Consider the following 13,914-nt stretch of genomic DNA (forward strand, 5'->3'; position numbering starts at 1 on the left):
TGCCGCATCGTCAGTCTGCCGGCATGAGGGCGGGCGGGCGCTTAAGCCTCTGTCCCGGCCGGTTTCAGGAAAGAAAACGACATGAAGCTCCTCCGCGCCACCGCGTGCGCCGCCGTTCTCGGCACCGCCGCGCTGTTCGCCAGCCTGTCGCCGCTCGCCGCGCAGGATCTCGCGCCCAATGCCCGGCGGGCGACGCTCGCGGTTTCCGGCGAAGGCACGGCCAGCGCCGTTCCCGACCGGGCGACGCTGACCTCCGGCGTGGTGAGCGAGGGCAAGACCGCGCGCGAGGCGCTCGACGCCAATTCCGCCGCCGTGGCGACGATGATCGCTGCGATCAAGGCCGCCGGTGTCGAGGGGCGCGATGTCTCGACCTCCGGCTTCTCCGTGCAGCCGCAATACGCGCCACAGAAGAAGGACGGCGATCCGCTGCGTATCGCCTCCTATCAGGTGACCAATTCCGTCACCGTGCGGCTGCGTGACCTCGCCAAGCTCGGCGATCTGCTCGACCAGCTGGTGACCAATGGCGCCAACCAGATCAACGGTATCGCCTTCGACCTCGCCGAGCCCGGCAAGCTGGAGGATGCCGCCCGCGCCGAGGCGGTGAAGGACGCCCGCCACCAGGCCGAGATCATCGCCGGCGCCGCGGGCGTGCGGCTGGTGCGGGTGGTGTCGATCTCCAGCGAGGCCGGCCCGCAGCCCATGCCGCGCATGATGATGATGGCCGCGCGGGCGGAGAAGATGGATTCGGTGCCGGTGGAAGCCGGCGAGACGCAGGTGCGCGCCGGCGTCACCGTGGTCTACGAGATTGAGCCGCTCTGAAGCGCCTCGGCGCGCGTCGTGGCCGCCGCGGTGGCCTCGACGACGGCGCTCTCGCCCTTGGCGGCGAGCGGGATGAGGACCTTCAGCCCGCGCGGCACGATCCGGTAGGTGAGCGGCATCTCCTCCCGCCCGAGCTCGCCATCGGTGGATACCCACACGCGGGCGCGGTTGGCGCGGCGCAGCACGATTTCCCGGCCGGTCAGGCTGATGATGCCGGGATTGTCGCGCCAATTGTCGGTGACCATGTCGGCGCCGGCCTTCAGCAGGGCGAGCCCGCCGCGATCTTCCGCCACATGCAGTTCGAGCACGCCTTCGTCCAGCCGGCCACGGCGCCAGCCCGGCCCGGTGAAGCGGTTGATCGAGGCGAGCGCGGCGAAGGCCTGGAAATGATGGTCGTTGCCGTCCACCGTCACATCGAGATCGAAACGGCCGCTGCGGCGCAGGGCGAAGACGGCGGCGATGGCGACCGCGAAAAAGCGCCAGAGCTTCCAGCGCCGGGCGGTTTCGCGGGCGCGGGCCATCTGGCTGAAGAAGCCCATGCCGGAAATGGTGTGGAAGCGGCGCCCGTTCAGTGTCGCCAGGTCGATCTCGCCCACCCGCGCGTCGCTGAGCGCCGCTAAGGCCGCGTCGAGGTCGCGCGGCATGCCGAGATCGGTGGCGAGGAGGTTGAGCGTGCCGAGCGGCAGGATGCCGAGCGTCTTGCCGGAGCCTTCGAGGCTCTGCACCGCCAGGCTGACGCTGCCATCGCCGCCGCCGACGATAACGGTGTCATGCTCGCCGCTGCCGGAGGCGCGGATGGCCTTCACCAGTTCCTTGCCGCGCAGCAGGCGGACCTCGACGGTGCGGCCCCCGCCATCGAGCGCATCGGCGATGTGGCGCCGAACCTCCTCCGCGTCGCGGTCCAGCAGCGTGCCGGCATTGGCGTTGAGAAGGACGAGAAGCTGGGCCATGGGGAAAACCGGATTGGAGGAGCCGCGGAATACTCCTCTGCAATCGCGGCCGCGCGAAGACGTTCCCTATCGAAAAGTGGCGGGCCTCGGGACGGCCCCGGTCAAAAGCGAAGGCCGCCCCGGATCCGGGACGGCCTCCCGTTCCATGGATCAGCCGCCGATGAGGTCGCGGCACAGGGCGACGATGCCGGCATCATAGGCGCGCGGCTCGGAGAGGACGCCGGTGCAGCGGGTCTTCTTCGCCGCCATGTCGGAACGGTTGGCGTTGCCGCCCGTCGCCGACCCGCCGCCCCCGGCGGAGGGGCCGCCGGGCGCGCCCGGACCGCCCGGACCGCCCGGACCACCCGGGCCACCAGGACCGCCGGGGCCTCCGCCGCCGATGCCGATATCCACACCCACCGCCGCGGCCGTCTCGCCGCCGACATCGACATCCGCATTGGCGCGCAGGCCGCGCGGGCCGCCGAGCGTGGTGCGGCTCGCCACATCCACGGCCTGCCGGCCGCCAAGGGTGGCGCGGTTGGTGCTGTTCAACCCGCGCGGACCGAGCGCGCCGACGCGCGCATCGACGCCGAGCGGGCGCTGGCGCGAGGTGCCGACCGCGACATCGGCCTTGACGCCGCGTCGGCCCAGAACATTCGCGTTCACATCCGCAATATTGCCGCTGGTGCTGCGGCCGAAGCCGAGCGGGCGCTGGCCGCGCTTGAACAGCTCGATCTGCAGGCCGACCACATTGGCGGCGACCGGCGCGCGCCCGGTCAGAGAGGTGGTCGCGTCGCCTCTTGAGGGCTGCGGTCCCACCGCGCCGACGCCGCTCGTCGCCGCGCCGAGGCCGGAGCCGAGCCCGCCCACCGCGCCGCCAAGGCCGCTCGTGGCGCCGGAGACGCCGCTGCCGATGCCCGACACCGCGCGACCGGCGCCGCTCACCGCTCTGCCGACCGCACCGCCCAAGCCGGTGCCGCCGCGGCTGGCGCTCGCGGCATCGCCGGCCCGGCTGACGCCGTCACCCACGCCCGACAGCGCGCCGCCGGCCGCCCGGCCGACGCCCGAGACGGCGCCGCCGACGGACCGGCCGACGCCGGACGCCGCGCGCCCGACCGAGCCGCCGAGCCCGCCGCTGCGGCCGCTCGCGCTCTTGCCGCCGCCATCGCTCTTGCCGCCGCCATCGCTCTTGCTGCGGCCGCTTGCGCTCCTGCCGCCGCTATCGCTCTTGCCGCTGGCCGACGAGCCGCCATCACGGCCGCCGCCGAGCCCGCCCAGGCGGGCATCGGCCGGGGCGGTCGCCATCACAAGGCAGACCGCGAGCACGCCGGTGCTGAGCAGGGCCAATCCATGTCGTGCCGTCTCGGTTCGCTTCATAACGCTCTCCCTGTTCAAGAAAGTGGCGTCATGGCGTGGAGCCCGGCGCCGCTAGAAAAAGGCGGCTCTTGGGGCAAAAGTTGCTGAGATGACGGTGCGTAAAGACTGGAATACGGCATTCCATCGACGACGCTCCCGTCGCCGGTAACCTGCGGCCGGCGGTCGGTGTTCCAGTAATATCGGCTGTTTAAATGTAACTTATTTGTGAAGTGCGGCAGAGGCGCGTGGAGTGCCTGTTTCCCGCTGTCCGGCGAGGCGGCAGGCGAGCGGGAGGCGCGGCTCGCGCGAGGCGTGCGGCGGATTGCGCCGCAAGGCATGGCCGGGCGAGCCATTGACGGAAGCGGGCAGCCGGTGATGCTCCGAGCATCGCAACCGGATTCCCCCCATGCCGTTCTTCTCGTCGCTGCTTCCGCCCACGCTGATGCCGATCGTGCTGCTGTTTGCCTCGAACATCTTCATGACCTTCGCCTGGTATGGGCACCTCAAGCACAAATCCTCGCCGCTGCTCATCGCCATTTTGGCGAGCTGGGGCATCGCTTTCTTCGAATATTGCCTCGCCGTGCCGGCCAACCGCTATGGCTCCGCCGTCTATTCGACGGTGGAACTCAAGACCATGCAGGAGGTGATCACGCTGGTGGTGTTCGCCGGATTCTCCGTGCTGTGGCTGAAAGAGCCGTTCCACTGGAACCATCTGATCGGCTTCGCGCTGATCGCGCTCGGAGCGTTCTTCATCTTCCAGAAATGGTCGTGAGCCTCAGTCGGCGGGGGCGACGCGCAGCAGGCGGCCATTGGAGGGATCGTCGGTGAGCAGCCACAGCGCGCCGTCCGGTCCCTGGCGCACATCGCGGATGCGGGCGTTGAGGTCGGTCAGCAGCACTTCCTCCTCGGTCACGCTGCCGCGCGCGGTGTCGAGCCGCAGCCGCACCAGCCGCGTGCCGGCAAGGCCGCCGGCGAACAGGTCGCCCTTCCATTTCGGCATCAGCGTGCCGGTGTAGAAGGCGAGGCCGGACGGGGCGAAAGACGGGTCCCAATATTTCACCGGCTGTTCCATCCCGGCCTTCTCCGTGCCCTCGCCAATGGCGGCGCCGGAATAATCGCGGCCATAGGAGATGACCGGCCAGCCATAATTCTTGCCGGCTTCGGGATGGTTCAACTCGTCGCCGCCGCGCGCACCGTGCTCGATGGTCCACAGCCGGCCGGTGGCGGGGTCGAGCGCGGCGCCCTGCACATTGCGGTGGCCAATGCTCCAGATTTCCGGCCGGGCGCCGTTCTTCTGGCGGAACGGGTTATCGGCCGGCACATCGCCATTGCCGGCGATGCGGACGATCTTGCCGATATGGGTGGAGAGATTCTGCGCCTGCTCGCGCTGGGAGTAGCGGTCGCCGAGGGTGACGAACAGCGTCCCGTCGCGGGCGAAGACGAGCCGCGCGCCATAGTGGTTGCTGCCGCCAGAGGCCGGCGACTGGCGGAAGACGACCTCGACATTCTCCAGCCGCGCATCGCCGTTTTCTTCCATCAGCCGGCCGCGCGCCACCGAGGTGCCGGAGGCGCCTTCGCGCGGCTCGGCATAGGCGAGATAGACGAGCCGGCTGCGGTCGAAATCCGGGGCCAGCGCGACATCGAGCAGACCGCCCTGGCCACGGGCGAAGACCGGCGGCACGCCGGCGACCGGGGCGGAGACGGTGCCGCTCGGGCTGACGAGGCGCAGCGTGCCGGGACGCTCGGTCACCAGCATGCGGCCATCGGGCAGGAAGGCGAGACCCCAGGGGCTGCGCAGGCCGGCGGCGACGGTCTCGACGCTCAGCGGGCCGATAGAGGAGGGGGCCTCGATCGGCGCGCTTTCCGACTGCTGTGCCTGGGCCGCGGTGGCGACGATCAGTGCCGCCAGCAGGCCGGCGAAGGCGGAAGCGGTCCGACGCGACGAGAGGCGCCAGGAGAGGGAAGGGTGAGGCACGGCGCGCTCCGGGGTTCGGTTGCGAGCCGTATGGTTAGAGCACACGGCGCGGCAGGCCAATCGCCTGTCGTGCACGATGCCGTTAGGTCAGAGGCTGCCCCCGCCCACGCCGAAGATGCCCGGCGGGGAAGCTCAGCCCCGGCCCCGCCGCGACTCCTGCGGGCTCGCCTCGCCGGCCGCCTGCAGCGTGCTGCGCAGCATGAAGGTGGTGAGGCCGGAGAGGCCGACAAAGGCGGCCAGCAGCACCGCGCCGATGGCGAGGCGCTCATCCGAGGCGGTGCCCTGCACCAGCTCGAAGGCCGAGGCCCGCTGCAGGCCGAACAGGCACAGAACGGCGACGATGGCCACGGTCAGCGACAGGACGACGCCGGCCTCCAGCGCGGCGCGGCGCAGCCGGCGGACCGCCGTATAGCGCTTGGTCGCCACCATGCCGGTGTGCGGCAGGGCGGCGGGGAACTGGTTCGACATCGGATCGGTCATGACGAACTCCCTTCAATCGGTCCGGGCGGGTGCCCTTGGCTGACGGTAAGTTCGTGCGGGAAGGCGGCCGGGCGGGGACGCCGGTTTGGGCGACCCGGTGCCATTTCGGGGCGATTTCAGGGCAAGGGGTTAAGCCCCGTTAACCTGTTCATTAACCGGCTGAAGAATCGGCGCCGGGCGCCAGTCGATCGTCACATGGCCGGGCTGCGCCTCGACCCGCTTCAGCCATTCGCCTACCGCCGGAAAGGGGCGCAGGTCGAAGTCGCCTTCATGCGCCAGATGGGTATGGGCGTAGAGCGCGATGTCGGCGACGCTGAGCGTGCCGTCGATGAAAAACGGCCGGCGCGCGAGGTGGCGTTCCATCACGCCGAGCGCGGCATAGCCCTCTTCCATCCAGCGGTCGATATCGTGAGTGCGCAGCTCGCGCCCGCCGCGCACCAGCTTCAGCCAGAAGCGCGCATGGCCGATGGAGGAATCGACGCTGTGCTGTTCGAAGAACATCCAGCGCAGCGCCTCCGCCCGCCCCAGAGGATCGTTCGGCAGAAGCGGCGTGCCATCGGCGAGATAGAACAGGATGGCGTTCGATTCCGGCAGATAGCGCCCGCCCGGCAGTTCCAGCAGCGGCACCCGGCCTTCCGGGTTCTTCATCAGGAAATCCGGGGTGCGGTTCTCCCCGCGCAGCAGGTCGACATCGATGAGCTCGAAGGGCAGGCCGAGCCGGGCCAGCAGCAGGCGTACCTTGTAGGAGTTGCCGGAGCTTTGCATGGCGTGGAGCTTCAGCATGCAGGAATTCCCGGCAGAGGGCGCTGGTGGACGGCCGCGTCAGGAAAACGCAGCGCGGGTGCCGCCCGCAGGTAGGGAATCGCTTGCCGGGGCGCAAGGGCTCGACTAGTTGTCGCGCGCAAAACCCTCAAGGGAGACCGGCCATGAGCCTGATATCCGCCGCCCTGAAGCGCATCAATCCCTCCCAGACCATCGCCATTTCCAACAAGGCGCGGGAGCTGAAAGCGGCCGGACGTGACGTGATCGCGCTCGCGGCCGGCGAGCCCGATTTCGAGACGCCCGACAACATCAAGGAAGCCGCGATCAAGGCGATCCGCGATGGCCAGACCCGTTATACCGCCGTGGACGGCATTCCCGAGCTGAAGGCGGCCATCGTCGCCAAGTTCAAGCGCGAGAACGGCCTCACCTACAAGCCGAGCCAGGTCACGGTCGGCACCGGCGGCAAGCAGGTGCTGTTCAACGCGCTCGTCGCCACCGTCGACGCGGGCGACGAGGTGATCATCCCGGCGCCGTACTGGGTCAGCTACCCCGATATCGTCCAGTTCTGCGGCGGCACGCCGGTGCCAGTCGAGACCAAGCTCGAGGACAATTTCAAGCTGAAGCCCGAGGCGCTGGAAGCGGCGATCACCCCGAAGACCAAGTGGCTGATCTTCAACTCGCCGTCCAACCCGACCGGCTCGGCCTATTCGCGCGAGGAGATGAAGGCGCTCACCGACGTGCTGGTGAAGCATCCGCATGTGTGGATCCTCACCGACGACATGTATGAGCACCTCGTCTATGACGACTTCGAGTTCGTCACCCCGGCGCAGGTCGAGCCCGCGCTCTATGACCGCACGCTGACGATGAACGGCGTCTCCAAGGCCTATTGCATGACCGGCTGGCGCATCGGCTACGCCGCCGGGCCGGAGCCGCTGATCAAGGCCATCGGTACGCTGCAGTCGCAGTCGACCTCCAACCCCAACTCCATCGCCCAGTGGGCGGCGGTCGAGGCGCTGAACGGGCCGCAGGACTTCATCGCCGCCAACAACAAGGTGTTCAAGGAGCGCCGCGACCTCGTGGTCTCGATGCTCAACCAGGCGTCGGGCCTCACCTGCCCGAAGCCGGAAGGCGCGTTCTACGTCTATCCCTCCTGCGCCGGGCTGATCGGCAAGTCGACGCCGGCGGGCAAGGTGATCGACACGGACGAGGCCTTCGCCTCCGAACTGCTGGAGGCCGAGGGCGTGGCGGTGGTGCATGGCTCGGCCTTCGGCCTCGGCCCGGCCTTCCGCATCTCCTACGCCACCGCGACCAAGGATCTGGAAGAGGCCTGCCTGCGAATCCAGCGCTTCTGCGGTTCGCTCCGCTGAGGTAGAAGGGTATTGACCGGCCGGGCGGCGCGCCCCGGCCGGCAAGCGCCATAGGGCGGGGGCGCCGGTTCCCGAGAGCCGGCAGCGCGTCATCGTCAGGAGATCTGAATGTTCCGTACTGTTCTGTCGCGCGGCCTGCTCGCCACCGCGCTTGTCGCCGGTGCCGCCACCCTCGTCGCCGCGCCGGCCTCGGCCCAGACCAAGCGCGTCGAGGCTGGCTCGCTGGCCTGCACGGGTTCCAAGTCGGTGAGCTTCATCATCGGCTCCAAGCGGACGCTGGAGTGCACCTTCACCACCGTGCGCGGCAAGAAGTTCGCCTATGAGGGCTCGATCCACCGCTGGGGCCTCGACCTCGGCATCACCGGTCGCAACATCCTGCTGTGGACCGTGCTCGCGCCGTCCAAGGGCGTGCGCTCGTCCGATCTCGACGGCACCTATGTCGGCGTGTCCGGCAGCGTGGCGCTCGGCGTGGGCGTGGCCGGCAACGTGCTGGTCGGCGGCTCCAACAAGACCATCGCCCTTCAGCCGATCAGCGTCGAAGGCCAGACCGGCGTGAACGTCGCGCTCGGCGTGGGCGATCTGCACCTCGTCTCCAAGTGAGCCGCGTCTCCAAGTGAGTTTCGTCTCCAAGTGAGCCGCACGGCGCCGCGGCGCCGTCGAGAGACAGACAAGCCCGGCGGCACCCCGCCGGGCTTTTTTCATATCCGCACGAGAAGTTGACGCGGCAGGTGAAATAAAGGGCGGGCTTCCGGCGTACTCTCCGCAGCATCCAAGAGGAGCCCGCCATGCACATACGCCGTCGTCGGTCCTGGGAACTGCCGGAGAGCGCGGTCACGCCGGAAGCCACCTATCTCTCGCGCCGAAACCTTCTTGGCGCCGGGGTGGGGCTGCTCGGTGTCGCCGGCCTGTCCGCCGCGCTCGCGCCTTTCGCGGACGCTGCCCCGGCCCCGGGCGATCCTGCCAACGACCCCACGCGCGACCTTTACCCCGCGAAGAAGAACACCGCCTTCACCGCCGGTGACCGGCCGATCACCCCGGAGGAGATTTCCGGCAATTACAACAATTTCTACGAGTTCGGCTCGGAGCGCTCCGCCTATCAGATCGCCGATGTGGCCGCGCGCATGCCCCGCCGGCCGTGGATGGTGAAGATCGACGGGCTGGTGGAGCAGCCGCGCGAGGTCGGGATCGACGATCTGATCCGCGCCATGGCGCTGGAAGAGCGCATCTATCGCCACCGCTGCGTCGAGGCCTGGTCGATGACCGTGCCGTGGACCGGCTTCCCGGTGAAGGACCTCGTGGCCTATGCCAAGCCGCTCTCCGGCGCCAAATATGTACGCTTCGAGACCTTCATGAACCCGGAAGTGGCGCTCGGCCAGCGCCGCTTCATCTACCCCTGGCCCTATATTGACGGGTTGACCATGGCCGAGGCGAATAACGACCTCGCCTTCCTCGTCACCGGCATCTACGGCAAGCCGGCGCCGAACCAGTATGGCGCGCCTTTGCGTCTCGCCCTGCCGTGGAAATACGGCTTCAAATCGGTGAAGTCGATCGTGCGCATCTCCTTCGTCGCGGAGCGGCCTGTGGGGCTGTGGGAGCAGGTGCAGGGCCGCGAATATGGCTTCTGGGCCAATGTGAACCCCGAGGTGCCGCACCCGCGCTGGAGCCAGGCTTCGGAGCGCGACATCGGCACCGGCGAGCGGCGGCCGACGCTGCTCTATAACGGCTATGGCGAGCAGGTCGCGGGTCTCTACAAGGGAATGTCGGGCGAGAAGCTGTTCATGTGAGGCGCTGCGGCGCGCCACCGTCTGAAAGAAAAATGGCCGGGTCCCAAAAGGGCCCGGCCAAAGTTTTCGCTGCCGAAGCAGCGAACCTTCCAGAGGGGAACAGCCGAAACGCAAGGCGCCTCGGCGTCTGGTCCTCATATGCTCACATCTCGGGCATTCTGCAATAATGTATGCCTGCATGGCAGGCATGCGTAATTGCATCGGGCGTTTCTTACTGCTGTCACTGCCTGCGAATTGGGCGCAGGCATTACCTCCGTGAGTCGTTTCGCCTGTCTCAAAATGGCGGCGCCGCGTATATTTCCGGCCCATCCGCCGCAGAGCGGATGCCTCACGGAGGAGTGCCATGCCGGTGTCCCGTCGTGCCCCGCGTCTGCCGATTGCCCTTTTGTCGCTCGCTGTCGTCGCGCTCGCCGCGCCCACCGCCCGCGCCGCTGCGCCGGAACTGGTGGCGGTGGCCGATATCGGCTTCACCGATTCCTCCGGAGAGCCCGCCGACCAGCGCGCCGCGCATGAGACGCGGCGGATCGCGCTGACGCAGGAGGTGCGCGGCGGCATCGGGCAGGATGGCAAGCTGCGCAGCCTGCCGCTCGGCTGCGACGGTGCCTGCCGGCTCGATGCGGAGGGGGTGGAGGCGCTGCGCCAGCGGGCGAAGGCGGAAGGCGCGCGATTTCTGCTGGTGGGCAGCGTGCACAAGATGAGCACGCTGGTGCTGTCGATGCGGGTGGCGGTGCTCGACACCGCGACCGGCAAGCTGCTGTTCGAGCGGCTGCTCAGCTTTCGCGGCGACAATGACGCGGGCTGGCAGCATGCCGGCGACTATGTCGCCCGCGAGGTGGCGCAGGCCCTGCCGCCGGCGTGACGCCGGCAGCGCTCCCGCTCAGAAGCTCCAGCGCTGCGCCTTGGCGACCAGGAAGTCGCGGAACACCTGGATGCGCGCCACCGAGCGCATTTCCTGCGGATAGACGAAATAGGCTTCCAGCGTCGGCGTGGTCCGCTCGGGGAAGAGCTGCACCAGCGTGGCGGAATCCTCCAGGAGATAATCCGGCACGATGCCGATGCCGACGCCGCGTTCCACCGCGCGCTTGAGGCCGAGCACGTTGTTGACCGAGAGCGAGGGCACGCGGCCTTCTTGGTCGTCTTCCAGCCCGGCGCGCTCCAGCCAGTTCAGCCCCTGGAAATAGGAGGGGATCGGCCCGCCGAGCAGGATGATGCGGTGCTTGTCCTTGTCGAGCTCGTCGAGCGAGCGCGGATGGCCGTTGCGCTTGAGATATTCCGCCGAGGCGAAGGCGTGGAAATGCACGGTGAACAGCTTGCGCTGGATCAGGTCCGGCTGCACCGGCTGGCGCAGGCGAATGGCCACGTCCGCCTCGCGCATGGCGAGGTCGAGCTCGTCATCGGTGAGGATGAGGGTGATGCGGATATCGGGATAGAGTTCGAGGAACTCGCCGATGCGGGCGGTCAGCCAATGGGTGCCGAGGCCCATGGTGGTGGTGACGCGCAATTCGCCATTCGGCTTCTCGCGCGAATCCGTCAGCTTGGCCCGTGCCGCCTCCAGCTTCATGAACACTTCATGCGCGGTGCGGTACAGTAGGTCGCCCTGTTCGGTCAGGATCAGCCCGCGCGCATGGCGGTGGAACAGCGGGATGTTGAGCTCCTGCTCCAGCGCCGAGACCTGCCGGCTTACCGCCGATTGCGACAGGCCGAGCGCTTCACCCGCATGGGTGAACGAACCCGCCTCAGCCGCGACGTGGAACACTTTCAGCTTGTCCCAGTCCATGTCACGGGCGCGATTGGCCTTGTTGTCCATCCGACGGGTGCCCTCGTTCATTCGGCGGCTTGGGCGAGCGGCTCGCGGGCGGCGAGGAAGCGCTCGGCCTCCAGCGCCGCCATGCAGCCCATGCCGGCGGCGGTCACCGCCTGGCGGAAAATGTCGTCGGCGACATCGCCGGCGGCGAACACGCCTTCCACCGAGGTCTGGGTGGAGTGCGGCGCGGTCCAGACATAGCCGCTGGGCTTCAGCGTCAGCTGGCCCTGCACGAGATCGGTCGCCGGCGCATGGCCGATGGCGATGAACACACCGTCGGCCCGCCGCTCGGACAGCGCGCCGGTGATCACATCCTTCAGCACCACGCCGGTGACGTGCGGCGGTTCCTGCTCGCCCTTCACCTCATGCAGGGCGGCGTTCCACACCACTTCCACCTTGGGATGGGCGAACAGCCGCTCCTGCAGGATCTTCTCGGCGCGGAAGCTGTCGCGCCGGTGCACCACCGTGACCTTGGAGGCGAAATTGGTGAGGAACAGCGCTTCCTCGACCGCGGTGTTGCCGCCGCCGATCACCATCACTTCCTTGCCGCGATAGAAGAAGCCGTCGCAGGTGGCGCAGGCGGAAACGCCGTGGCCGCGATAGGCCTGCTCGGAGTCGAGGTCGAGCCAGCGCGCCTGGGCGCCGGTGGCGAGGATGACGGTCTCGGCGATCCACACCGTGCCGGAATCGGTCTCGGCCCGGAACGGGCGGGAGGAGAGGTCGAGCCGCGTCACCAGATCGTTGACGATGCGGGTGCCCATCTTCTCGGCCTGCGCCTGCATCTGCTCCATCAGCCAGGGGCCCTGGATCGGGTCGGCGAAGCCGGGATAGTTCTCCACATCGGTGGTGATGGTGAGTTGCCCGCCGGGCTGGATGCCCTGGATCAGCACCGGCTCCAGCATCGCGCGTGCGGCATAGACGGCGGCGGTGTAGCCCGCCGGGCCCGAACCGATGATCAGGACCTTGACGTGGTTGGCCGGGCGGGCGGAAGAGGCCGACATGACAAGCTCACTAAAGTTGCGGCAGGGGGAAAGCGCGGCGTGGAACGCGGCCGACACATGAGCACCGTGCACGGGCCGCTGCGTTAGCCATGCGAAAATGTAGGAGCTGACCTTGGCAACCGCAAGGCAGGCGGGTCCTATCCATTAGTTTTCCAGAAGGAAGATTGCGCGGGGCTCGCGCGCAAGATAATTGCTCTGGCCGGCGGCGGCACTCGCGTCGCGGCCGAGGGCGCGCCACGGCGCGCCGCACACGGAGATACCCCTCTTGGTTCGCCGCATCGACGCGATCGACTGGAACATCCTTCGCGAGCTTCAGGGCGATGGCCGCATCACCAATGTGGAGCTTTCCCAGCGGGTCGGCATTTCCGCCCCGCCCTGCCTGCGCCGCGTGCGTGCGCTGGAGGAGGAAGGCATCATCAAGGGCTACCGCGCGCTGCTCGACGAGAAGAAGCTCGGTTTCGACCTGATGGCCTTCGCCATGGTGCATCTGATCAGCCAGGCCGAGGCCGACCTTTCCGCCTTCGCCGCGCAGGTCGAGCGCTGGCCGCTGGTGCGGGCGTGCTGGATGCTTTCCGGCGAGACCGATTTCATTCTGCTCTGCGTCGCGCCGGACCTGCGGACCTTCCAGAACTTCGTGCTGGAACTGACCGGCGCGCCGAATGTGCGCAATGTGAAGACCGCGCTGACGCTGCAACAGTCGAAGGACGCTGCGGTGGTGCCCATGGAAGGGAATGTCCCTTGATCGTCGCCACCGCCACCGACACCGCCTATGTCGAACTGACCGCCGTCCTCCTCGCCTCGATCGCCGACCGGGCGGGGGATGCGGTGAGCGCCGTCTGCGTGTTCTGCGACCGTGTGTCGGACGAGGACAAGCGGCGGATGGCTGCCAGCTATGGCCGACCGGACCTGCGCTTCCTCGATATTGACGACGACATGGTCCGGCATTTCGCCTCCGGCCCGGTGAACAACCATCTCTCGCGCACCGCCTATGCCCGCATACTCATGCCGCTGACGCTGGCCGAAGCGGCGGGGCGGCTGCTCTATGTCGATTGCGACACGCTGATCGCCGCGCCGCTGGCGCCGCTGGCGACCCTGCCGATGCAAGGCTTCGCGGTGGCGGCGGTGGACGATGTCGCCCGGCTGGTGCCGCAGCGCCACATCACCCGCAACCGCGCCATCGGCCTGCCGGACGAGATGCGCTATTTCAACAGCGGCGTGCTGCTGATCGATCTCGACGCCTGGCGGCGGGAGCGGGTGACCGAGCGCACGCTGGAATTCATCGCCTCGCGGCCCTCGCTGCCGATGATGGACCAGGACGCGCTCAACGGCGCGCTGCGGGGCGAGTGGCTTCCGCTCGACGAGAGCTGGAACATGCACCACCGGCTGGAAAAGGGTGTCTACAAGGCCGATCCCGCCGTGTGGGAGGGCGCCCGCATCGTCCACTTCATCGGTCAGGTGAAACCCAATTACACCGACTGCAATCACCCGCGGCGCGACCTGTTCATGGCCTATCGCGCCCGCACGCCCTTCGCCAATGCGCCGCTGAAGACCAAACTCGGCCGCAAGGTGGAGAAGCGCGCGCGCAAGCTGCGGCGTTTCTTCGGCAAGCTCAAGCGTCGCCTTTTCGGAGCCTAGGG

General features: G+C 68.4%; 15 protein-coding genes. 8 read left to right on the forward strand and 7 right to left on the reverse strand.

The annotated features are described in order from the left end of the window. The first annotated feature begins 81 nt into the window (after window positions 1–81). Window positions 82–819 (forward strand): SIMPL domain-containing protein, encoded by a 738-nt coding sequence (locus tag J2S75_RS11110; RefSeq protein WP_307019919.1) that lies wholly within the window; start codon window positions 82–84, stop codon window positions 817–819. Here the strand turns inward: J2S75_RS11110 and J2S75_RS11115 are convergent. After that, window positions 798–1,769: a diacylglycerol/lipid kinase family protein gene (locus tag J2S75_RS11115; RefSeq protein ID WP_307019920.1), complete on the reverse strand. Its 972-nt coding sequence runs from the start codon at window positions 1,767–1,769 to the stop codon at window positions 798–800. The two genes, J2S75_RS11110 and J2S75_RS11115, sit on opposite strands and share 22 nt — an antisense overlap. A gap of 150 nt (window positions 1,770–1,919) precedes the next feature. Next, a complete protein-coding gene (locus J2S75_RS11120; protein WP_307019921.1) occupies window positions 1,920–3,125 on the reverse strand; it encodes a TrbL/VirB6 family protein in 1,206 nt (401 codons plus the stop codon). Between the two features lie 385 nt (window positions 3,126–3,510). Here J2S75_RS11120 and J2S75_RS11125 point away from each other — a divergent pair, with 385 nt between their 5' ends. After that, on the forward strand, window positions 3,511–3,876 hold the full coding sequence (locus J2S75_RS11125) for a DMT family protein (RefSeq protein WP_307019922.1): 366 nt from the start codon (window positions 3,511–3,513) through the stop codon (window positions 3,874–3,876). A gap of 3 nt (window positions 3,877–3,879) precedes the next feature. Here the strand turns inward: J2S75_RS11125 and J2S75_RS11130 are convergent, their stop codons facing one another. The 3 genes from J2S75_RS11130 to J2S75_RS11140 form a co-directional block, all read right to left on the reverse strand. Next, window positions 3,880–5,016, reverse strand: coding sequence for a PQQ-dependent sugar dehydrogenase (locus J2S75_RS11130; protein WP_370874123.1), 1,137 nt, complete (start codon window positions 5,014–5,016; stop codon window positions 3,880–3,882). Between the two features lie 195 nt (window positions 5,017–5,211). Further along, complete coding sequence (locus tag J2S75_RS11135; protein WP_307019923.1) at window positions 5,212–5,559, reverse strand: hypothetical protein; 348 nt, start codon at window positions 5,557–5,559, stop codon at window positions 5,212–5,214. A gap of 129 nt (window positions 5,560–5,688) precedes the next feature. Then, a complete protein-coding gene (locus J2S75_RS11140) occupies window positions 5,689–6,342 on the reverse strand; it encodes a glutathione S-transferase family protein (protein WP_307019924.1) in 654 nt (217 codons plus the stop codon). 143 nt (window positions 6,343–6,485) lie between these two features. On the opposite strand from J2S75_RS11140, the gene J2S75_RS11145 reads away from it, so the two are divergent. From J2S75_RS11145 to J2S75_RS11160, 4 genes are all read left to right on the forward strand, one after another. After that, window positions 6,486–7,688 (forward strand): pyridoxal phosphate-dependent aminotransferase, encoded by a 1,203-nt coding sequence (locus J2S75_RS11145; RefSeq protein WP_307019925.1) that lies wholly within the window; start codon window positions 6,486–6,488, stop codon window positions 7,686–7,688. 108 nt (window positions 7,689–7,796) lie between these two features. Beyond that, window positions 7,797–8,288 (forward strand): DUF992 domain-containing protein, encoded by a 492-nt coding sequence (locus J2S75_RS11150; RefSeq protein WP_244375813.1) that lies wholly within the window; start codon window positions 7,797–7,799, stop codon window positions 8,286–8,288. A gap of 185 nt (window positions 8,289–8,473) precedes the next feature. Next, window positions 8,474–9,472 carry a protein-methionine-sulfoxide reductase catalytic subunit MsrP gene (msrP, locus tag J2S75_RS11155; protein WP_307019926.1) on the forward strand — a complete coding sequence of 333 codons (999 nt, stop codon included), beginning with the start codon at window positions 8,474–8,476 and terminating at the stop codon, window positions 9,470–9,472. A 343-nt stretch (window positions 9,473–9,815) separates the two neighbouring features. Next, window positions 9,816–10,331, forward strand: coding sequence for a DUF2380 domain-containing protein (locus J2S75_RS11160; protein ID WP_307019927.1), 516 nt, complete (start codon window positions 9,816–9,818; stop codon window positions 10,329–10,331). Between the two features lie 18 nt (window positions 10,332–10,349). Here J2S75_RS11160 and J2S75_RS11165 read toward each other — a convergent pair whose 3' ends face one another. Both J2S75_RS11165 and trxB read right to left on the reverse strand, forming a co-directional pair. After that, on the reverse strand, window positions 10,350–11,249 hold the full coding sequence (locus J2S75_RS11165) for a LysR family transcriptional regulator (RefSeq protein WP_162841762.1): 900 nt from the start codon (window positions 11,247–11,249) through the stop codon (window positions 10,350–10,352). A 47-nt stretch (window positions 11,250–11,296) separates the two neighbouring features. Beyond that, window positions 11,297–12,277 (reverse strand): thioredoxin-disulfide reductase, encoded by a 981-nt coding sequence (gene trxB / locus J2S75_RS11170; RefSeq protein ID WP_307019928.1) that lies wholly within the window; start codon window positions 12,275–12,277, stop codon window positions 11,297–11,299. 265 nt (window positions 12,278–12,542) lie between these two features. On the opposite strand from trxB, the gene J2S75_RS11175 reads away from it, so the two are divergent. Beyond that, window positions 12,543–13,019, forward strand: coding sequence for an Lrp/AsnC family transcriptional regulator (locus tag J2S75_RS11175; protein ID WP_244375821.1), 477 nt, complete (start codon window positions 12,543–12,545; stop codon window positions 13,017–13,019). Continuing rightward, window positions 13,016–13,912 carry a glycosyltransferase family 8 protein gene (locus J2S75_RS11180; RefSeq protein WP_307019929.1) on the forward strand — a complete coding sequence of 299 codons (897 nt, stop codon included), beginning with the start codon at window positions 13,016–13,018 and terminating at the stop codon, window positions 13,910–13,912. Before J2S75_RS11175 ends, J2S75_RS11180 begins: the two co-directional genes overlap by 4 nt. The last annotated feature ends 2 nt before the right edge of the window (window positions 13,913–13,914 follow it).

This window comes from Ancylobacter polymorphus, from assembly GCF_030813495.1.
Taxonomy (GTDB): Bacteria; Pseudomonadota; Alphaproteobacteria; order Rhizobiales; family Xanthobacteraceae; genus Ancylobacter; species Ancylobacter polymorphus.

Excerpts from the sequence above, each read along its gene's own strand:
- J2S75_RS11110 (WP_307019919.1), top strand. The coding sequence starts at position 82 with ATGAAGCTCCTCCGCGCCACCGCGTGCGCCGCCGTTCTCGGCACCGCC.
- J2S75_RS11115 (WP_307019920.1), bottom strand. The coding sequence starts at position 1,769 with ATGGCCCAGCTTCTCGTCCTTCTCAACGCCAATGCCGGCACGCTGCTG.
- J2S75_RS11120 (WP_307019921.1), bottom strand. The coding sequence starts at position 3,125 with ATGAAGCGAACCGAGACGGCACGACATGGATTGGCCCTGCTCAGCACC.
- J2S75_RS11125 (WP_307019922.1), top strand. The coding sequence starts at position 3,511 with ATGCCGTTCTTCTCGTCGCTGCTTCCGCCCACGCTGATGCCGATCGTG.
- J2S75_RS11135 (WP_307019923.1), bottom strand. The coding sequence starts at position 5,559 with ATGACCGATCCGATGTCGAACCAGTTCCCCGCCGCCCTGCCGCACACC.
- J2S75_RS11140 (WP_307019924.1), bottom strand. The coding sequence starts at position 6,342 with ATGCTGAAGCTCCACGCCATGCAAAGCTCCGGCAACTCCTACAAGGTA.
- J2S75_RS11145 (WP_307019925.1), top strand. The coding sequence starts at position 6,486 with ATGAGCCTGATATCCGCCGCCCTGAAGCGCATCAATCCCTCCCAGACC.
- J2S75_RS11150 (WP_244375813.1), top strand. The coding sequence starts at position 7,797 with ATGTTCCGTACTGTTCTGTCGCGCGGCCTGCTCGCCACCGCGCTTGTC.
- msrP (WP_307019926.1), top strand. The coding sequence starts at position 8,474 with ATGCACATACGCCGTCGTCGGTCCTGGGAACTGCCGGAGAGCGCGGTC.
- J2S75_RS11160 (WP_307019927.1), top strand. The coding sequence starts at position 9,816 with ATGCCGGTGTCCCGTCGTGCCCCGCGTCTGCCGATTGCCCTTTTGTCG.
- J2S75_RS11165 (WP_162841762.1), bottom strand. The coding sequence starts at position 11,249 with ATGGACTGGGACAAGCTGAAAGTGTTCCACGTCGCGGCTGAGGCGGGT.
- trxB (WP_307019928.1), bottom strand. The coding sequence starts at position 12,277 with ATGTCGGCCTCTTCCGCCCGCCCGGCCAACCACGTCAAGGTCCTGATC.